Raw genomic sequence first — 20385 nt, 5'->3', positions numbered from 1 at the left:
GACTCAGGCCATCGAGACTACGCTCAAGGAGAGTACGCCATGGAAGGCCGTGATTCAGTACAGCAGACAATGAACCCGCGATGGTGTCTTGCCTATGACACGATCGATCGCCAGGACATCAATCGATTGGTGGAATGGTTGCAGACCTATCCTCGCTTGACGAAAGGCCCGATCACCGTCGATTTCGAATCGCGCTGGTCACACTGGCTGGGAGCTTCCCACTCCGTCTTTTGCAATTCCGGATCGTCGGCCAACTTGCTGATGTATTACGCGCTTCAGGCGTCCGGACGCCTGAAGAATAAGAAAGTCATTGTGCCGAGTGTGGGCTGGGTGACGTCGATCGCGCCGGCCATTCAATTCGGCTTTGAACCCATCATGTGTGAAGCCGACCCGGATACATTCGGGCTGGATCTGAATCACCTCGAAGCGCTCGTGAAGCAGCATCAACCTCAGACGGTCATGCTCGTTCAGGTCTTGGGCGTCCCGCATAAGATGCGGGAGATGATGGCCCTGAAAGAGCGCTATGGATTCATCTTATTGGAAGACGCGTGCGCCGCAATCGGGGCGAGCTATGAAGGGCGCAAAGTCGGCTCATTCGGAGATATGGCCAGCTTCTCCTTCTATTTCGGCCATCAGATGTCGACGATCGAAGGCGGCATGGTCTCCACGAACGACAAAGGCCTCGCGGATCTCCTGCTGATGCTCCGGAGCCACGGCTGGAGCAAGGATCTGGATACCGCGACCCATCGTGCACTGGTCACTCAACACCAGATCGATGACTTCCACTCTCCCTTCGTCTTCTACGAACCGGGCTTTAATCTCCGATCGACCGATCTGAATGCCTTCATTGGAATTGGGCAAGTGGAGAAGCTGGATTGGATGACGGAACAGCGCCGGGCAAATCATGCACGGTATCTGGATCGCCTGAGTTCCAGCTTCTATGTTCAACGTCCCCCGAAGAACAGCCAAGTTGCCAGCATTTCGGTCGGCTTGTTAGCGGAATCGCGCCAACAGCGCCAGCGGATCGTTCAGGCACTCGTGGCGCGTGGGATTGAAACCCGCATTTTCTCTGCCGGCAACCTGGGGCTCCATCCATTCTGGGCAAACCGGTATGGCAGCACGAGTTTCCCGGTGGCCGATCGCATTCACCACTGCGGATTTTTTCTGCCCAATCACGCAGCGCTGACATCGGACGATGTCGCCGCGATTTCGCAGGTCGTCCTGGAGGCCGCATGACAGGTCCGCTACTGGTGACCGGTGGAACCGGACTGCTGGGATCGGCGATCCGGAAACTTCGGCCTGACGCGATCTTCCTATCCCGTACAGACGGAGACCTTCGCGACCGTAGCGTGGCGCAACGGCTGCTGAAAGATATTCGGCCAGGACAAATCCTTCATCTGGCGGGTGTGGTCGGGGGCGTGAAGGCCAATGCGGCGAACAATAGCCGCTTCTTTGAGGAGAACGCGCTCATCAATACGGCGGTGCTCTCCGCGGCTCATTCACTTGGAATCCACAAGCTGGTCTCGCTTCTCTCAAGCTGTGCGTTTCCCCTCTATCCTGATCGGGCGACGACCGAAGACGATCTCCAGGCCGCACTTCCGTATGACGGCAATGCAGGATACGGCTATGCCAAGCGGATGCTGGACCTTCACACTCGACTCGTGGCGAAAGAAGAGGGCTGGAACTGGACCACGCTGACGCCGGTCACGCTCTATGGCCCACAGGATTCCTTTGATCCCGAGAGGGGACATGTGGTGGGCTCGCTGATCAACCGTTGCTGGGCGGCCAAAACAAGCGGGACTCCGTTTGTCGTATGGGGAAGCGGCCGTGCGGTGCGCCAATTTGTCTTTGTCGATGATGTGGCCAAGATCGCCGTCGAGGCGGTTCAGCGTAACCTTGATGCGACCACGACCATCATTGCCCCGGACGCCGGCATCACTATTCAAACCCTGGCAGAAACCATCGCGGCAGCCATGGACTACACGGGTCCGCTGGTATTTGACCGTACTCAACCGGAAGGCGTGCTGGTCAAGCGCTTGCGGAGCCTATCCTTTTCAGAGCGGTTTCCTGATTCTCGGTTCACCAGTCTGAAAAGCGGTCTCGACGTGACGGTGCGTTGGTTTCTCGATCACTCATTGTCAGGAAACGGATTATCGAACGGATCCCTTCCACTTTGTCATCAGTCCTAAGGAGTCGCGATCTCAATGACTACACAACAGACACACGTGCTGGTGACCGGGGGAGCGGGCTATATCGGATCAGTGCTGTGCAAACAGCTTCTTGACCGGGGTCATCGCGTCACCGTCCTTGACAACTTTCTCTATCGTCAAAACAGCCTGTTGGATTGCTGTCCCTTTGACACCTTCCGGGTTGTGCGCGGGGATTGTCGGGATGAACGCATCGTCACGGATCTCCTGCATGACGCGGATGTCATCATTCCGCTTGCGGCGCTGGTGGGAGCCCCGTTGTGCAACCGTGATCGGGTCGGCGCCTACACGATCAATTTCGAAGCCGTGCAGATGCTGACTAAGCTCGCCTCGCAACAGCAACAGATCATCTTCCCAGTCACGAACAGCGGATATGGCATCGGGCAACCGGGCGTTCCCTGCACAGAGGATTCGCCGTTACGTCCCATCAGCTTGTATGGCGAAACGAAGGTCAAGGCTGAACGGGTCGTGTTGGATCGCGGCAACGCGATCACACTCCGGTTGGCCACAGTCTTTGGCGCGTCTCCGCGCATGCGAATGGATCTCCTGGTCAATGACTTCGTCTGGCGCGCGGTGCATGACCGAGCCGTCGTGGTGTTCGAGGGCCATTGCAAGCGGAACTATATCCATATCCGCGACGTCGTGAAGGCCTTTCTCCATTCCATGGATCACTTCGAGAGCATGAAGAACCGCGCCTACAACGTTGGGCTGGACGACGCCAATCTTTCGAAAGTGGAATTGTGCGGAGAGATCCAGCGGCACATTCCTCAGTTTGTCTTTTTTGAAGCACCGATCGGAGAAGACCCCGACAAACGAGATTACATTGTGTCGAACGAACGGATTCTCTCGACTGGCTTCACACCGGACTGGTCGCTCGAGCGCGGCATTCTGGAATTGTCCAAGTGCTACACCATTGTGACCGGAACGGGATACGGCAATGTCTAGCGCCGGCATCCAACGGATGGAAGGAGAGGCTCGATGATCATCAGCCGCACACCTTTTCGCATCTCCTTCTTCGGAGGCGGAACCGATTACCCCGTGTGGTTCAAAGAGCACGGCGGCTCCGTTCTGGCCACCACGATCGACAAGTATTGCTACATCTCGTGCCGTCATTTGCCGCCGTTCTTTGAACATAAAACGCGGATTGCCTACTCGCGTATCGAACATGCCAAGAGCAACGCCGAGATTGAGCATCCCGCCGTGCGGGGCGTTCTGCAGTATCTCAACATGACAGAAGGGCTGGAGATCCATCACGACGGCGATCTTCCGGCCCGTACCGGTCTGGGATCCAGTTCTTCATTCACGGTCGGTTTGCTGCACGCGCTCTATGCGATGCAACACCGGATGCCGACGAAATCAGAACTGGCTCATGCGGCCATTCATGTTGAACAGAATATCGTACAGGAATCCGTCGGGTGCCAGGATCAGGTCTTGGCCGCGCACGGCGGTCTCTGCCGCCTGACCTTCTCACCTGGCGGAGAGATCGGCTACACCCCGCTGATCATGAAGCCTGAACGGCTCAAGCAGTTTCAAGATCATCTGCTGCTGTATTTCACCGGTTTCTCACGCACGGCGTCCGAAATTGCCAAGGAACAGATCGCCACGACTAAACATCGGCGGGTGGAACTGTTTGCCATGTTGCAGATGGTGCAGGAAGGCATTTCGCTCCTGACCGGCGACCACGATCTCGCGGAGTTCGGCGAGCTCCTGCACGAAGCCTGGATGGTCAAGCGAGGACTGACCAGCAAGATCACCACTCCGCTCATCGATCAGATTTACGATGCCGCCCGCAACGCCGGTGCGCTCGGCGGCAAGCTGCTCGGAGCCGGCGGGGGAGGCTTCATGTTGATCTACGCTAAGCCAGAGCTCCACGCCAAAATTAATGCCGCGCTACCCGGCCTGCTGCAAGTGCCGTTTCAGTTTGAAGGGTCGGGGAGTCAGATCGTATTTTTTCAGCAGGAAGTCCCCATCAGACGGGCGCCCTTATGGAGTGACGTACCCACTACGGCAGAACTCGAAGAGCACGCCAGTCATACGTGGAAAAAGGACGCCGCCTGATGACGCATGCATCGCCCGACGTTGTCATTCTCTGCGGAGGCTTGGGAACCAGGCTCACGCCGGTCCTGCAGGATCGCCCAAAACCCATGGCCCCGATCAATGGCCGGCCTTTTCTCGACCTGGTGATCGACCATGTCCTCTCCAATGGCTTTCGTCGGATTGTATTTTGCACAGGCCATCATGGCGACTGGATCGCGCGACATGTCACCCAACGACACGATTGTGAGTCGATCATCTCGCATGAAACCACCCCGCTCGGCACGGCCGGAGCCTTACGGGCCTGCCGCTCCCTGCTCACCACACCGACGGCCCTTGTTCTGAACGGCGACTCTTTGTGCCGGATCGACCTCCAGGCCTTACTGGCGCTGCATCAAGACAAGCAAGCCGAGGCGACAATGGCGGTGATCCCCTCGAACGATCGTCTGGACGCCGGAGGAGTCACCATGGATGCGCTGGGTTGGATCCGCTCGTTTCACGAAAAACAACCGGCTCCGTTTCTGAATGCCGGGATCTATGCGATTCAGACCACGGTACTTCATCGCATTCCAGACGCGGGCGCCTGTTCACTCGAGCGAGATCTCTTCCCTCGCCTGGTGGAAGGCCAGCTCTACGGCTATGCCTGTGAGGCTCCACTCTACGACATTGGGACGCCGGCTCGTTTGGCCGCCTTCCAAGCACTCGATAAGGACACCTCCGATCACCATCTCACCATTTCACTGTCACAATAGGAGCGACACTATGAAACATGCTTTGACACTTGCGAAACCGGTTTGGGGCATCGGCAAACACGTGGTGATTACAGGCGGTTCAAGCGGCATCGGATTCGAGGTCGCCAAGCGGCTCAATGGCGTCTGCCGGAAGATTTCGTTGATCTCGCGCAATGAGAACGGGAAGCTCGCCGAAGCGAAGGAGACGCTGCTTCGCCTCCAAAAGAATACGCGGACCGGTATTCATACAGAAATCAATACCTGCGCGATGGATGTGCGCAACATCGAATCCGCGCAAGCCTGGATCGGCGATGTATATTCAAAAGGGAAAGATCAGATCGACATTTTCGTCAGCTCGGCAGGCGGCAGCCATGTCTATGGGACGCTGGAAGAGATGACCATGGCGGACATCAATGCGATTTTCGATGTCAACGCCAAGGCTCCCATCATGTGGATGCGCGCGCTCTTGCCGTATATGAAACTCAACAAGATCGACCGGCGGGATACCAAGCGGGGCCATGTGCTCATGCTGTCGTCCCGCTCAGGTGAGCGTACCTTGCCCAAGTTGAGCGTCTATACCGCGGCGAAAGGTGCGGTCGAGAAACTGGTCGAGGCCATGCAGAAGGAATATGTCCAGTATCGCATGGTGTTCACGCTCATCAATCCCGGTTCCGTGAACACGGATTTCACCGCGCACTGGGATAAAGCTACGAGAAAAGCGCACAACGACGAAAGCATGTCCGTGCAGGAAGCGGCGGATTCTATTTTGCACGCGATCCATTCTCATGTCGCCATCAACAAGATCTCCTATGAATCGGTCAGTCAGTGGATGCATGAGCCCGGCGTGCTCTTAGCGAGCTAATGATGACACCCACCGCTTCCATCATGACGCCGGCTTCCCAGCACAGGGTGAACGATGTGCTGGGAACCCTTCCACGTTCCGGCATACGCCGGCTGACGGACCAGGTCATGGGAAGCCAGGATATGGACGATGCGATTCAGCTGGGATTCGGGCAGCCGCAAGAAGCGACGGATGACCTCATCCGCAAGGCCATTATCAAGGCCACGGAAGAGCGCACGCTGGGGTACACGGAAAATGCGGGCCTGCGGGTGCTTCGTGACGCCATTGTCACGAAACTGACCGTGCGCAATAGCATCGACACAGACAGCGACAGTGTGTTTGTCACCCCCGGCGCGACCTATGGCGTGGCCGTGACGGTAGGATGTCTGATCAACCCGGGGGATGAGGTGCTGGTGCCTGATCCTGGTTATCCCAACTTCGCCGCCGCGGTGCGGCATTACGGCGGCATTGTGAAGTTCTATCAGTTGCGGGAAGAAACAGGCTTCCTTCCGGATCTGCATGAGCTGACGGCGCTCATCTCTCCGGCAACCAAAGTCCTGATCATCAATTCTCCCGGCAACCCGACCGGCGCGGTTATCGATCCCGGCATGATGGACCAGTTAGTCCAGCTCACACGCGAGCGGGGACTGTGGCTGGTTTCGGACGAAGTCTATGAAACGTATGTGTATGGGCGCCGACATGTCTCGCCGCTCTCGTTCGGAGGAAGCGACCATGTCGTGGGTCTCTACAGTTTTTCGAAAAGCTATAACATCACCGGCCTGCGCGTGGGCTATGTCGTCACGCGGCATCCGGCGTTGCGCCGCGCATTGCTGAACGCCCAAGAGCTCTACATTTCATGTGCCCCGTCCATTTCGCAAGCGGCCGCACTCCAAGCATTGGCCGACGGTGGCGCCTATCCGGATGCGATGCGAGCCACCTATGAACAGAAGCGCGATCTGGTCATGCAGGCGCTTGGCTCCTATGCAGGATATCGTCCTGCCGGCGCTTTTTATCTGCTGGTCAACATCGGTTTTACCGGGCTGCGTTCCGACGACTTTGCCGATCGCCTCCTCAAGGACACACATGTTGTGGTGGCACCGGGAGCGACGTTCGGCCCGACATCGGACAAGTATGTCCGCATTGCCTTTACCCCACGCGTTGAACAACTGCAAACCGGTCTGACACGCCTTACAGAGTTTCTGAACCGATGGACGGGCGCGGCCTAAGAAGGACTCATCATGAAGTGCGAACTGGAGCAGACAGCAAGGACACCCGCCTACGGACTCATCCCGGACGTGGCGAACAGGTTTTCAAAAGAGTATGCCCTCAAGCTTTTCACACAGATCTGTTTCAACCGGTTCTTCGAATTCGAAGTGAAGAAGGCCTACGACAAAGGATTGATGAAGCTGCCGATTTATTTGTCGGTCGGACAGGAGCATATTCCTGCCGCCATCGCGTCGGTCTTTTCCGACTGTCTGATTTTTGCGCAGCACCGCGCTCATTCTGTCTATCTGTCGTTCGGCGGTGATCCTCTCCAGCTCATCGACGAACTCTTAAGTCGTCCGTCCGGATGCGCGCGCGGCATGGGAGGCTCGGCCTCGATACATTCCCAGCAGATCGGCATGTTCGGGCATAGCGGGCTGATGGGCGATCAAGTTCCGATTGCGGTGGGGGCTGCATTAGGCGCAGAGAAGCCGGTGCTCACGGTCATGGGCGATGCCTCCGCGGAAGAGGACTACATCTACGGGGCCTTGGGATTTGCCGTCACGAAGAAACTACCCGTCCTCTTCGTCTGCGAAGACAATGACCTATCGATCCTGACCAGGACACCGGTTCGGCGTTCGTGGACCCTCTGCGGTCTTGCCCAAGGGTTGGGGCTTCCCGCAGTGGATATCACCGACGACCCCTGGCTCATTGCGCATCACGTGAAGGAACTCAGCCAACAGTTGCCGGCACTGATCAATATTAGAACCTGTCGCGGGTTATGGCACGCCGGGTCCGGTTGCGACGGACCACCGGAGTGGGATCGGTTTGCCTTGATCAAGGACACCATGAGGATCCTTGGATTGGAGAACGACATCACCGCCATCGAATCCGATACTGAAAGGACCGTACAAGGCTTATGGGCAGAACGGTTGCAGAAGTCATAAGAGAGACGACCAGGGACCATCTGACGAACAATCGCGGCCTCTTTTTAGGTCAGTGTGTGTCCGCCGTGGGATGGATCGGCGGCACGGTACCAAACATGTCGGAAGCGGAAGGCATCGTCGAACTGTCGCTCGCCGATGTGACCAATGCCGGTATCGCCGTTGGGGCGGCGCTCGTCGGCCGGCGGCCGATCTATACGGTGCGCTATCAAGGATTTATGTGGTACAACGCCGCCCCCATTGTGAACTATGCGGCCAAATCAAAGGATGTCTGGGGCGTGCCCTGTCCCGTGTTTCTCCGCGCCATTGCCATGGAAGGCAATGGCATCGGTCCCGTCGCCTCGGCCTCCCAGCATGGTCTCATCATGCGCATGCCCGGCATGCCGGTGTGCGCGCCCATGTCGCCCAACGAATGGATGGAGGCCTGGCAGTGGTTCATGCGCCATGACGACCCGCTCTATGTCAGTGAGCATCGCCGTAGTTTTGTCATCGACTATGAATTCGACAACCGCATCGAGCCCGATGCGGACATCACGTTGTTTCCCATTTCCGCCGCCCGCCTCAATGCCCTGGAAGCGGTGGAGACATTGCGACGGGAAGGAATCATCTGCGACATCCAGCATCTTGTCTGGCTCAAGCCCTTCACAGTGACGGATGAGATGCAGCACAGTTTATCCAGAACGAAGTTGGGACTTGTGATCGATTCAGACTTTGAAATCGGCGGCCCGTCACGGTCGATTGCCTATGATCTCATGCATCAATCCGGCGCGCCGGTATTCGCCCTGGGGCTAGAGGACAGATCGGCAGGCGTTGCTGAATCGTTGGACAACCCGACTCCTACTCCCGAGCAAATTATCCGCGTCGTCCGGGAATTGGTCAGAAAGAGACAGCACGCGCCGGTGGGAGTCACAAGGGGAGGGGAGCAATGATCCAGATCGGACCAGTAACTTCGGCCCACCGCTCACAGGAGCCGGCCATGACGCGTCCAGGCCGGCTGGATCTCTTACTCATCAATCCGAACTCACGAGCCAGAGTCTATCAAAGCCTCGGGTCTGATCTTGCCGCGGTCGAACCGCCTGTCTGGATCGGATTGATGGCGACATTCATTCGGGACCGTGGATATTCCGTCAAGATTCTGGATGCGGAAGCGGAAGGGATCGGGCCGAAAGATGTTACGGAACAGGTTCGCCATCTGCACCCGAGGCTGGCGGCCGTCATTGTCTACGGGCAACAACCGTCGGCGTCGACTCAGAACATGACCGCCGCGGGAGAAGTCTGCACAGCCATCAAGCGTAGTCTGCCTGACCAGCCGCTCCTCATCGGCGGATTGCATCCCTCGGCGTTGCCTGAACGCACCATGCGGGAGGAAGCCGTCGATTTTGTCTGCCAGGGAGAAGGCCCCTATACCCTTCTTGGTCTCCTGCAGCAGCCTGAGTGGAACAGCCCGGTCGACTACAGCAAGGTCAACGGACTCTGGTACCGGAAGAAAGGCGTCATCTGTTCAACGCCGCAAGCCCCGGTGATCGAAGATCTGGATAAGGACTTGCGCGCGGTCGCGTGGGATCTGTTGCCGATGGACAAATACCGCGCCCACAATTGGCATTGTTTCGGCCATATCGGCGACCGCAAGCCCTATGCGTCGATGTATACGAGCCTCGGCTGCCCGTTTAAATGTTCGTTCTGCTGCATCAATACCCCCTTCGGGAAACCGATGATCCGCTACCGCAGCCCGGATAGTGTCATCCGGGAAATCGATGAGCTCGTCACCAAATACGGCGTGCGCAACATCAAGATGGCCGATGAGATGTTCATTCTGAACGAGCGGCAGGTTCTCGGCATCTGCGATCGCATCATCGACCGCGGCTATGACTTGAACATTTGGGCCTACGCGCGGATCGATACGGTCAAAGACAGCATGTTGAAGAAGTTGAAGCAAGCGGGCGTCAACTGGCTGGGAATCGGCATTGAATCGGCCAGCACATATGTCCGCGACGGAGTAGACAAAAGTTTCGGCAAGAAAGACATCAAAGAGATTTTCGAGAAGATTCGCGCGGCGGACATCAATATCGGCGCAAATTTTATTTTCGGCCTTCCCGACGACACCCTGGCTACGATGCAGGAAACTCTGGATCTCGCCATCGAGCTCTGCCCGGACTGGGCGAATTTCTATTCAGCCATGGCCTATCCGGGATCCAAGCTCTATGAACTTGCGCTGGACAAACATCTGCCGCTGCCGGAAACCTGGATCGGATATTCCCAGCATGCCTATGAGGCACTGCCGCTGCCGACCGAGCATCTGTCGGCCAGTACCGTTCTCGGTTTCCGGGACGCTGCATTTCATACGTTTTTTGAGCACCCCCGATATCTCGCACACGTCGAAGCCAAATTCGGCAGCGACACAGTCGAGCATCTCCGGGACATGACGAAGCATCGGCTGAAGAGACAGCATCTTGATGAATCGCTTGCCGCAACAGCTCGCTCATAGAAGCGTGCGCTTCGTGAGATGTAACTGACCGGCGAGCAGGAGTGAGGAGGTTTCGATGGGGAGCAAGACATTGAACGTCGTCTCGACGCCAATTCACGATAACCGGCCGGCAGCCTGCGGGACGGACCAGACTCCCGTCAATCACACGATCTACGAGCATCTCACCGGCTTGCTGCCGCACGGGTGCTCTCGCATTCTGCTCGTGACGCCACCGGAATCCCCGGAGAACGATTTCAACCTCGACCTGGTGCTGAGCAAGCGCTATCCCTGCTTTCCTCCCTATGGGCCCGGCATTCTTGCGCGCAACCTGGAGCAACGAGGGTATCGAAGCGCGTTGCTCGACTTGAACTTCCATGTCTTACAGCAGGCGCATGAGAATCCGGCTCACTTCAGGTTTCAGGTCTGGAAAGACAAGTTGATCGAGAAGATCGACGCGTTTCAGCCTGATCTAGTGGGCATCAGCGTCATGTTCACCATTTCACGGCCTTCGCTCGCCGCCGTCGCGGCATTTCTGAAATCGCATTACCCCTCCCTTCCGATTATCGCCGGCGGTGTCTGTGTCTCCAATGACGTGGAGTCTATCCTGCGCACCGTTCCACAGATCGACATCGGAAGCTTTTATGAAGGAGATCGCAGCTTTCCGGATCTGCTGGACGTGATCAACGGGAAACAACCGCTCTCTGCAATCAGACAGGTGGCGATTCTGAAAGGGGAGCAACTGGTTTCCACGAAAGAGCGAGCCACGCCGACCGATCAGGAGATGGACATTCAACCGGAATATTATGATTTACCCATCGGAGACTATACGCACTACGGCTCCATGGGCGCCTACAATTTCATGCGGGGCGAACGGACCGCCACGACCATCATCAGTAATCGAGGATGTCGTGCGATGTGCTCCTTCTGTGCCGTCCGCAACTTCAACGACATCAGCGTCCGAGGCCGGGCCGTCTCCAGTGTGGTCGATGAAATCGAACACCAGTACTCCACTTATGGCGTGACTCATTTTATGTGGCTCGATGATGACCTGCTCTACAACGGGAAACGCGCGATCGCGCTGTTCAACGAGATCACAAGACGGAATCTCCACATTACCTGGGATGCGAGCAACGGATTGATTGCGGCGGCGATCACGCCGGACATCATGCAGGCGGCATCAGAATCCGGCTGTATCGGTTTCAATCTCGGGCTGGAGTCTGGTAATGACCAGATTCTGAAATCCATTCACAAGCCCGGCACGACGAAAAGCTACCGGCAGGCCCGCGCCATTCTGGATCGGTATCCGCATGTCTTCGTCAAAGGCTTCATGATCATCGGGTTTCCGCATGAGACCATCGCGCAGATACGGGATACGGTCACGCTCGGCTGTGAACTGCAGTTCGGATGGTACCCGTTACAACTATTGACCACGCTGCCGGGCACAGAGATTACCGTGAGCATGATCGAGCAAGGCCTGATACAGCCCCCCACAGATGCCAGCTTCAAAGGTCTGGCGGCCGGGTCCAAGAGCAAAGGAGGCGGCACGCTGCGTCAACGTGAACGAGCGGAGAAATACGCGGCGCTGGAATTCGTGGATCTGCTGCACACCCTGCCGGCCGATCATGTGCCGACGGGTGCGGAGTTGGATGATCTCTGGTTCGTCGCCGACTATAAAATGAATTATGAAAAGCTGCTCCACATCCATGAGCCGGTCAAGCTTCGCAATATCCGGGTGATGCTGCGGCAGATTACCGATGAGTACACGACCGACAATGCCATGGGCAATCTGTTTCTCGCCGTGATTGCGTCAAAGCTGCATGAGTTTGACGAAAGTCAGCGGCGCCTCGCGTTGGCGGACCAGTATCAACAGGAGTCGGCCTACTGGACCACACGATTTACAGTGCTGGGTATGCGTGAGATCGCTGATCGTGTCCGAGCGGCCAACGCCGCGGCGATTGCTCTTGCGGCCTAAGACGCATGCGCGCATCGCCTGAGCCGTCTGTGGTCTGGGCCTTGTCAGACCCACATCCTGCCCAACGGAATAAGGTGCCGGATCACCCGGCAATATATTCCTTCCCATCGCCTGATAGGTCCGCGGCGGTGCGATCCGCCACAGTTTCCTCATAGCCAGCTCAACCGGAGCTGGCACATTACTTGAAGATCTCACCACTAAGCCGCGTAAGCAGGATAGCGGTATACGAGCGCATGCCCTTTGACCGCCTCACGGGATGTCGATGAGAACACTGCTTCTTCAGCTTGAGTTTCCGACATGGAAAACGGCCAGACCCTGGACGTACGGAGCGAGCTTTGCTGTAGCCGACGGACTGGCCGCCAATGGAGTCACGTGCCTGACGGTTCCGGTTTTTCCCGACACGCCGGCCTCATCGCCCGATTCATGGTTGTTTCACGCCCGCCGTATGCTGTCCGGACAGCGGTTCGACCAAGTCTGGATATGGCTTGTGCATGCGTCGATTGACGCACGGATACTTGAATGGGTCGCGGAGCTGGCTCCCGTGCGTATCGGATTCTTCATGGAATCGTTGCGGTATGAAGAGGAAGATTATCGTTGGGCCCCTGAACTGCGGACCCGACAGGTCGACTTTCACCGCCAACTTGACCATCTCACGCACGCCTTGCTGGTAGATGAACGTGACGTCGATGAGCTCAGGGCGCGTGGAACAACGCCGGCACTCTGGTGCCCAGGGTTGGTTCCCAGCCGATTTATTGCACAGTCTCCGCGTGTCCCTCGTCACAATCGAGCCGTCTTTCATGGCAATGTCTACGGAGAACGCGCCCAGTGGATCGACCATCCGCTCCTGCGCGACCGCATGACGTTCGCCAAGACGCCGGCTGAATATACGCCGAACCAACAGAAATTCGATGACCTGCAAGCAGTGGCAAGCGAGCGGCTGCGCCATCTTCCATTAGTGACCACAGTGGATCTTGAGCGGTACGTCCGCGCCTTACATACCGTGCGCGAGGCAGAGTTTCGTGACTGGCTGTCAGGGCTCGCCGACTGGGCCGGTATCGTCAATCTTCCTGGCCTGACCCGTTGTTTCGGCGGTCGTGTCTATGAAGCCATGGCAGCCGGTCGGCCGGTGATTTCTTGGCGTATACCAGACCGGCCGAGGATCAATGCTTTATTTGAAGACGACCGGGACATCCTGCTGTTCTCGCCGGATGATCCCAGTGCGCTGGCCCATCAGATAGATCGCATTGTGAAAGATACGCAGCTTGCTCAGAGAATCGGTGCCCAAGGACAACGTACACTCCTGGCGCACCATACTGCGGAACGTCGGATCAAGGACATTCTTCACTGGCTGGAAAGCGGAACAGAACCTCACTACGGGAACCAGCCCACGCTCGCGGAACAGCCGACAGGCGTCATATCCTTGACACCTGTCAATTCTTCCACGGCCCCTCTGTCACCTGAGCCTGAGCCAGACCGCATATCCACCACAGTCTTTTTGCTGACAGTCGGGGACCCAGCCTTCGAGGCCTGTGCCGCATCGGTGAACGAACAAGCCGGAGCAGTCTTCAAGACCGACACGATTAAAGACGTCTGTCCATTCAGCGCCGCCGCTCAAGCAATGATCACACGATGTACTACCCCGTACTTCATTCAGGTCGACGAAGACATGGTGCTAGATCCCGATGCCGTCAGCCGGATGGAACAGGCCATGTCTCAAGCGCCGCCCGAAGTAGGAATGATCTGCTTTCATTTGTATGACGACGATCGGGAATGTCCGATCCAAGGCATCAAGATCTACCGGACCGAGTTATTGAGGCGGGTGTCCTTCCAAGATCTCAAGGCCAGTGAAATGAACCTGTTGGAGCAAATGGGAGAACAGGGGATTCGCTGGATCCTCCATCCCGCCATACTCGGACGACACGGGACTACGTACACGCCCGAAAGCATTTACCGCCGCTACAAAACGATGTACGAGAAGGATATTCGGCAGTGGAATCTGTTGACCTCCGATATTTACCGAAAGGCCTGTAAGTTCCGCGAGACCGGCGACACGCTCCACTTGTTTGCGCTCCTCGGCGCCGCGCATGGAATCATCGAAGCGCCAAGAGCGCCGGACCGGGAGAAAGACGCGCGCGCCTATAACGTGAAAGAGCTGGAGCTCTTTGGACGGCTATTCAAGAATACTCCGCCGGTGTCTCAGCCTTATGATCGTTCGCAGGCCGCTCCGCCACTGCGATATCCGCCGATCCCCTTCGAGCAGGTCCAGTGGAGCAGTCAGCCAGTTTCGCCGCGTTCAACCGATTCCCGACCAGCAGCTGAACCACCGCCGCTTGTTTCTGCAGCACTCGCAGAGGACACAACCGGGCAGCCACGCCATATTCTCATCGTGACTCCATATTTCTGGCCCTCTGTCGGCGGCGTCGAAACAGTCGCAGAGGATCTGGGCGCGGGTTTGATTGGGGCGGGGTTCCATGTGCAGGTCGCCTGCTATGAACAAACTGATCGAACAATGGATCGCTATCGGGGCATCGACATCATCCCTTTGGCTCCTCCGGATCAGATGATCAATGGTGTACCGACCGCAGCACTCCAAGTGAAACAGCTGATTACTTCAAACCGTTACGAGTCATGCATTCTGCTGGGTTCGCCCATGAATGCACTCTTCTACGCAATGTTGGACATTCACGATCTGAAATCCCGCAGGATTCTCTTCCAGCCGACCATCAATCAAGAAGGGTACGATTTCATTCAAGAGCGACCGATGGTCCGTTCCCTCTTAAAACAATTGGCCCATAAAACCGCCGCCGTCATTGCGTTAGGGCATGACACCCTCGACGCGCGGTTTTGCCTGGAATCGGACATTCCCGCCACTATTATCCCTAACGGCACGCCAGTCTTGAAGCCGGCCTTCGATTTTCGAAAAGAGTACGGCATCTCACCGGATCGCTTCCTTGTTGTTCATATTGCCAATCTGTATCGAGTCAAGAACCATCTGGGCTTACTCGATGCGCTGCAACATTTACCGCCACGGGCCATGTTGGTCATGGTCGGCCAGCCGACTCATGAAACCGAGTATGTCGCAGAAGTCCAACGCGCCCTCGCGGCTCGCCCCGACGTCCTCGCTATTCCGGGACTCGATCGAACAGGAGTCGCTGCGGCGATTCAAGCCGCGAATCTCGTCGTACTCTCCTCCGAGGCCGAAGTGTCGCCGCTCTGTATTTTAGAATCCATGAGTTTGAAGCGGCCATGGATCGCGACGCCTGGTTGTGGAACGGCCAACGAGCAGGCTGGTGGTCTGATCCTTTCACTGAGCGAATTTCGATCGGCGGTCGAGCGGTTGATGACGCATCCCGAGTTATGCGCCGAGCTGGGCCATTCAGGTTATGAACATTGGGTACGCTGTTTTCAATGGGAGCGCATCCTTGCGGGATGGGTCTCATTGATTCGCGACGGGCACCTGTCGCAATCCTTTGAGACTCCGGACGCGATTGCGCGCACGCGTGACCGCCTGCGGACACAGTTCCACGCAATCAGCCCGGTTTCCTCAACGCGCCATCAACCAGACAACGACTCAAGGACGGCTGCCGCACGCACACCAATATCCGCGAGTCTTTCACCGGACGCACAGCGGCCACAGCATCCCGCTGTTACACCATCACACGAGGGCTCAATGGACCAAGATCAGTTTTACATCAATATGTTTGTGAAGAGTCCTGGATGGTCAACGCCGGAACCGAATGACGATGAATCCGCCCGTTGGTCGAAAATCGCCGGTTTCCTGGAACATATCCTCCGGAGAGTGAAGGTCAACAATCCGGATGCCACACTCCGCATCCTTGAAGTCGGCAGCGGACGGGGATGGCTGAGCAACTTGGCTTCCCAATACGGGACGGTGGAAGGCGTGGAGCCAGTCGCTGGCGTCGTCTCTCACGCCCGGAAGATGTTTCCGCACATTCGGTTTGAAGCCGGAACAGCGGACGCCGTCCTGCGCCGCCCTGATTTTACTCCCTATGATGTGGTGCTGTGCTCAGAAGTTATCGAGCATGTGCCGGATCCTCAGAAGCCGGCGTTCCTAGAAGAGCTACGGCAGTTGCTGACGTCAGATGGCTATCTCATTCTGACCACGCCGCGAGGAGAAATGTGGGAACAGTGGCAACGCATCGCGCCGCCTTGCCAACCGATCGAAGATTGGATCACCGAAGACCGGCTCGCCCAAGCCATGATCGCTCAAGGCTTCACTCCCTTGGGCCTCGAACGGATCTACGTCGAGATTCCCAGCCTCCGGTATATTCCTGCGCCCACTCCGCATAACGTCAAGACGATGAATCTGCTTCCCATCTATCAGGTATGGGTAGCGCAGAGGGCCGCGACGGCTGCAGCTCAACCACGCACAAGGATCAACAAGACGCCGATGGTCAGCGTCATCATCCCCACCTACAATCGTCCCGACCGTCTGCGCACCGCCATCGAGAGCGTACTCAATCAAGACTATCAAGACTTTCAGATCGTTGTGGTCAATGACGGAGCGACCTCGGTGGAAGACGCCATCGCCGATCTGAATCACGATGGCCGGATTACCCTCATCACCCACGATCGCAACCGAGGCTTGGCCGCCTCCCGCAACACCGGACTGCGACAGGCTTCAGGAAAGTATGTGTGCTATTTGGATGACGATGACCGCTTTCTTTCGGATCACCTGCGGACACTGGTCACCCACCTGGAAGACTCCGGCTGCAAGGTGGCCTACACCGACGCCTGGCGGGTACATGAACGCCTGTCCGACAACACGATCACGGAGATCAAGCGCGACCAGCCCTACGCCGAAGACTTCAATGCGCACCAACTCCTGATTGGAAATTATATTCCGGTGTTATGCCTCATGCATGAACGCGCCATCCTTGACGAGGTGGGCAGCTTCGATGAAAGCCTCTTCGTCCACGAAGATTGGGATCTCTGGATCAGAATGGCGACTCGATATCCATTCACGCGCCTTCCCGCCACGACAGCTGAATTTACCTGGCGGACGGACGGCTCATCGATGTCGAGCCAGCGCAAAGATATCTTTCTACGCACCATGGAGATTATCTATCGTAAGTACGCGCCCTACGCGGCCAAGTATGCCGGCGTGCGGGAGCACCAGCAGCAGAACCTCGCCACCCATCGCAAAGAGCACGCTCGCAAACAGTTTGTCTGTTCCATCATTATTCCGGTTTGGAACAAGGTCGAGCTCACCCGTCAATGTCTCGTCGCACTCGGTCCTGCCACCGAAGACGTGTCGTTCGAACTGATCGTCGTCGACAACCATTCGACGGACGGCACGCCTGAATTCCTTGCGTCACTGGGCGGCGATGTCCGCATCATCACCAACGACGACAACCTGGGGTTTGCCAAGGCCTGCAACCAAGGAGCAGCCGCCGCCACGGGCGAGTACCTCGTGTTTCTGAACAACGATACGATCCCACTCGCAGGGTGGCTGAGCGCGCTGGTCGAAGAAGTACGGACGCACTCGGATGTCGCCGTCGTCGGCAGCAAACTATTGTATGAAGACGGCACCGTACAACATGCGGGCGTGGCCATCGATCGGCATAATCTGACTCCCTACCATATCTATAACGGATTTGCCGGCGATCATCCGGCCGTCAACAAGCGGCGAGAACTGAATGCCGTGACCGCTGCCTGCCTCCTCATCCGGCGCTCGGTCTTTACTGAGATCTGCGGGTTCGATGAAGGGTTTATCAACGGGTTTGAGGATGTCGATCTGTGCTTGAAAGTACGCGACAAGCAGTGCCGTATCATCTATCAACCTCACAGCGTCTTATACCATCTGGAAAGCCAGACGCCTGGCCGCAAACAACACGACCAGTCGAACGCGAATCGCTTGCATCAGCGTTGGGGGCACTGCTGGTGGCTGGTCGATGACGACAGCATCTATGCAGGGGATGGCTACAAAGCCGTGGGAGAGGATCGGAACGGTATCACCTCCTATAAACTCCATCTGCTTGATAGCGCTCAAGAACGACAAGCCTGGGATCTCGTCTCATCCATGCAACGGGCGGCGCATGACCAGGACTTGGCCACCGTCGAAGCCATCTTGAAACGGCATGCGGAGTGGCCGGCGGATTCGTCCATTCTGCAATGGGCGGCATCGGTGGCGAAATCCATGAAATTGCCGGCCGTCGCCGAGGAGTATCGCCGCCGAGCTGAAAGCCTCAACGATCCCGCATTTCGCGAGCTGGAGGAGATTCGTGCCGCACTGGCCGGTGGTCAGCTCTCGATGGCGTCAACTCGTGTCGATGCGTTACTCAGACAGTATCCCACCCATGCCGAAGCCTTGCTGCTGCGTGCCATCCTACATATGCAGCGGGAGCAATACCGTGAAGCTGAAATCGCCTTTACCACAGCGCTCAATCAGGGAGCCAATCGCAAGAAGTGTCTCATGGGAATCGGCATGGCGTCGATGGGCCGGGCCTATCCGCAAGGAGCCTGGCAGACCTTTCTGCGGGTCCTCGCGGAAAATCCAGACGACGCCGATGTGATTCATTGGCTGCTGCGAGCGGGCACCGCGCAAAACCGCTGGCGTGAGTTAAGCGTGCAGCTCCACAACTATCTGGCGCGGAACCCCAGTGATCTGTCGGTCCGATTCGCCTACGCCGGGGTCTTATTGCGGGCCGATCTGGTGGATGCCGCGCGTCAGGAATATGACCAGCTGCGCGCGTTGGCTCCCGCACACGAGGGATTGGTTGAACTCGGACAAGCCATAGCGACTCAAGAAAATGTGCTGGCCATGAATGTGTCCAACGCCTAGGAGAGTATGTCCCGAACGCTTGTCATTCAACTGGCGCGACTCGGCGATCTTGTGCAAACGATGCCGATGATCATGGCGTTGCGCAAGCTGTCCCCTCGCGACACCATTGACCTTCTCTGTCCTGAACCGCTTCGGGATCTCGGGACTCTGATTCCAGGGCTCGATCGAGTCGTCGGATGGGATGGGGCCCGATGGCATCGCTGGGCGGCCCAAGCCACGCAAGGCCTCCGACCGAATCAGCGGGAAGAGATTGAACAGGAGCTCCGCGCCCTCTGTCCTCACACCTACGATCGGGCATTCGTGCTCAATCAGCACACGCGGGCCATCGTCGCCGGAACGTTGTTGGCCAAAGAGTGCGTCGGACCGCTCGCCCATGGACCGTTGAGTGAACAGCTGACCCCCTGGGCCGCGTATGTCCGGGAGATTGCCCGAACTCGCCGATCCAATCGTATTCATTTGTCGGACGCCTTTTGCGGCATGTGCGGACTCCTCCCTCCGGGAACGCCGCCGCGCTGTTTGACGCCGCTCCTCTCTCCCTCGCGCAATCTGGAGCCAATCGGGCAGGGTGGCGGACCATGGATTGGGGTGATTGTCGGGGCAGGGGATCCGGCCCGTCAGATTCCTATTGAGGTTTGGCGCACATGGATTGTCCGGTTTCTGGCGGTGCTCCCGAGAGGGCGAGTCGTCTTGATCGGCCACGGGGCCGAATGCGACCGCGCACGGGACATTCAGCACGCGATGCCGCCCTCGATCCTCGGACGCATCTGGGACCTCACCGGACAGACGACCATCCATGCGCTGGCGCAAGTACTCGCCCGCTGCCAATACGTCGTGGGCTCAGATACCGGCCCCTTGCACCTGGCCGCCGCGGTCGGCACACCGACCCTAGGGTGGTATTTCGCCCGCGCCCGGGTCCATGAGACCGGCCCCTATGGTTCCGGTCACCGCATTTGGCAAGCCCAGAGCGAAGATGGGGGAGCGGTAGTCCCGGCCACATGGCCCATCGAGCCCTCTCTGGATGTGCTGCTCAACACATCGCCTCGGGCACAATCCCAATGGTCACATTGGACCAGCCAGATTGATGAGTGGGGCACCTACTATAGTGAAGCCGGACAATCCTCAGCACCGCCTCGGGAACGTGAAGCCCTGTGGCATGAGCTGTCACCAGCCATGCCGGTATAAGG

Annotated in this window: 13 protein-coding genes; all 13 read left to right on the top strand. The window is 57.5% G+C overall.

The features are described 5' to 3' along the window. Positions 1 to 39: 39 nt before the first annotated feature. The 13 genes from NITLEN_RS10100 (at position 40) to NITLEN_RS10040 (ending at position 20383) form a co-directional block, all read left to right on the top strand. Complete coding sequence (locus NITLEN_RS10100; RefSeq protein WP_121989492.1) at positions 40 to 1236, top strand: DegT/DnrJ/EryC1/StrS family aminotransferase; 1197 nt, start codon at positions 40 to 42, stop codon at positions 1234 to 1236. Then, a complete protein-coding gene (locus NITLEN_RS10095; RefSeq protein WP_121989491.1) occupies positions 1233 to 2189 on the top strand; it encodes an NAD-dependent epimerase/dehydratase family protein in 957 nt (318 codons plus the stop codon). The genes NITLEN_RS10100 and NITLEN_RS10095 overlap by 4 nt, the downstream gene beginning before the upstream one ends. Positions 2190 to 2204: 15 nt before the next feature. Continuing rightward, positions 2205 to 3152 carry an NAD-dependent epimerase/dehydratase family protein gene (locus NITLEN_RS10090; RefSeq protein ID WP_121989490.1) on the top strand — a complete coding sequence of 316 codons (948 nt, stop codon included), beginning with the start codon at positions 2205 to 2207 and terminating at the stop codon, positions 3150 to 3152. 33 nt (positions 3153 to 3185) lie between these two features. After that, positions 3186 to 4265, top strand: a complete 1080-nt coding sequence (locus NITLEN_RS10085; protein ID WP_121989489.1) for a GHMP family kinase ATP-binding protein — start codon at positions 3186 to 3188, stop codon at positions 4263 to 4265. Continuing rightward, on the top strand, positions 4265 to 4993 hold the full coding sequence (locus NITLEN_RS10080; protein ID WP_121989488.1) for a nucleotidyltransferase family protein: 729 nt from the start codon (positions 4265 to 4267) through the stop codon (positions 4991 to 4993). Before NITLEN_RS10085 ends, NITLEN_RS10080 begins: the two co-directional genes overlap by 1 nt. Before the next feature lie 10 nt (positions 4994 to 5003). Beyond that, positions 5004 to 5834 carry an SDR family oxidoreductase gene (locus NITLEN_RS10075; RefSeq protein ID WP_181416776.1) on the top strand — a complete coding sequence of 277 codons (831 nt, stop codon included), beginning with the start codon at positions 5004 to 5006 and terminating at the stop codon, positions 5832 to 5834. Beyond that, on the top strand, positions 5834 to 7039 hold the full coding sequence (locus NITLEN_RS10070; RefSeq protein ID WP_121989486.1) for a pyridoxal phosphate-dependent aminotransferase: 1206 nt from the start codon (positions 5834 to 5836) through the stop codon (positions 7037 to 7039). The genes NITLEN_RS10075 and NITLEN_RS10070 overlap by 1 nt, the downstream gene beginning before the upstream one ends. A 12-nt stretch (positions 7040 to 7051) precedes the next feature. Further along, positions 7052 to 7963, top strand: a complete 912-nt coding sequence (locus NITLEN_RS10065) for a thiamine pyrophosphate-dependent enzyme (RefSeq protein WP_121989485.1) — start codon at positions 7052 to 7054, stop codon at positions 7961 to 7963. Continuing rightward, a complete protein-coding gene (locus tag NITLEN_RS10060) occupies positions 7936 to 8889 on the top strand; it encodes a transketolase C-terminal domain-containing protein (protein ID WP_121989484.1) in 954 nt (317 codons plus the stop codon). Before NITLEN_RS10065 ends, NITLEN_RS10060 begins: the two co-directional genes overlap by 28 nt. Positions 8890 to 8936: 47 nt before the next feature. Continuing rightward, positions 8937 to 10445, top strand: a complete 1509-nt coding sequence (locus NITLEN_RS10055) for a B12-binding domain-containing radical SAM protein (RefSeq protein ID WP_121989483.1) — start codon at positions 8937 to 8939, stop codon at positions 10443 to 10445. A 55-nt stretch (positions 10446 to 10500) separates the two neighbouring features. Continuing rightward, the gene (locus tag NITLEN_RS10050) at positions 10501 to 12396 is read left to right on the top strand and encodes a B12-binding domain-containing radical SAM protein (protein ID WP_121989482.1); all 1896 of its coding nucleotides are present in this window, start codon (positions 10501 to 10503) and stop codon (positions 12394 to 12396) included. A 262-nt stretch (positions 12397 to 12658) separates the two neighbouring features. Beyond that, positions 12659 to 19201, top strand: coding sequence for a glycosyltransferase (locus NITLEN_RS10045; protein WP_181416775.1), 6543 nt, complete (start codon positions 12659 to 12661; stop codon positions 19199 to 19201). 6 nt (positions 19202 to 19207) lie between these two features. Continuing rightward, the gene (locus NITLEN_RS10040; RefSeq protein WP_121989480.1) at positions 19208 to 20383 is read left to right on the top strand and encodes a glycosyltransferase family 9 protein; all 1176 of its coding nucleotides are present in this window, start codon (positions 19208 to 19210) and stop codon (positions 20381 to 20383) included. The last annotated feature ends 2 nt before the right edge of the window (positions 20384 to 20385 follow it).

It is taken from the genome of Nitrospira lenta, assembly GCF_900403705.1.
Classification (GTDB): Bacteria; Nitrospirota; Nitrospiria; order Nitrospirales; family Nitrospiraceae; genus Nitrospira_D; species Nitrospira_D lenta.
This window is presented reverse-complemented; position numbering and strand designations above follow the sequence as displayed.

Coding starts and splice junctions, on each gene's coding strand:
- NITLEN_RS10095 (WP_121989491.1), top strand. CDS start 1,233: ATGACAGGTCCGCTACTGGTGACCGGTGGAACCGGACTGCTGGGATCG.
- NITLEN_RS10085 (WP_121989489.1), top strand. CDS start 3,186: ATGATCATCAGCCGCACACCTTTTCGCATCTCCTTCTTCGGAGGCGGA.
- NITLEN_RS10045 (WP_181416775.1), top strand. CDS start 12,659: ATGAGAACACTGCTTCTTCAGCTTGAGTTTCCGACATGGAAAACGGCC.
- NITLEN_RS10040 (WP_121989480.1), top strand. CDS start 19,208: ATGTCCCGAACGCTTGTCATTCAACTGGCGCGACTCGGCGATCTTGTG.
- NITLEN_RS10100 (WP_121989492.1), top strand. CDS start 40: ATGGAAGGCCGTGATTCAGTACAGCAGACAATGAACCCGCGATGGTGT.
- NITLEN_RS10070 (WP_121989486.1), top strand. CDS start 5,834: ATGATGACACCCACCGCTTCCATCATGACGCCGGCTTCCCAGCACAGG.
- NITLEN_RS10075 (WP_181416776.1), top strand. CDS start 5,004: ATGAAACATGCTTTGACACTTGCGAAACCGGTTTGGGGCATCGGCAAA.
- NITLEN_RS10050 (WP_121989482.1), top strand. CDS start 10,501: ATGGGGAGCAAGACATTGAACGTCGTCTCGACGCCAATTCACGATAAC.
- NITLEN_RS10065 (WP_121989485.1), top strand. CDS start 7,052: ATGAAGTGCGAACTGGAGCAGACAGCAAGGACACCCGCCTACGGACTC.
- NITLEN_RS10080 (WP_121989488.1), top strand. CDS start 4,265: ATGACGCATGCATCGCCCGACGTTGTCATTCTCTGCGGAGGCTTGGGA.
- NITLEN_RS10055 (WP_121989483.1), top strand. CDS start 8,937: ATGACGCGTCCAGGCCGGCTGGATCTCTTACTCATCAATCCGAACTCA.
- NITLEN_RS10090 (WP_121989490.1), top strand. CDS start 2,205: ATGACTACACAACAGACACACGTGCTGGTGACCGGGGGAGCGGGCTAT.
- NITLEN_RS10060 (WP_121989484.1), top strand. CDS start 7,936: ATGGGCAGAACGGTTGCAGAAGTCATAAGAGAGACGACCAGGGACCAT.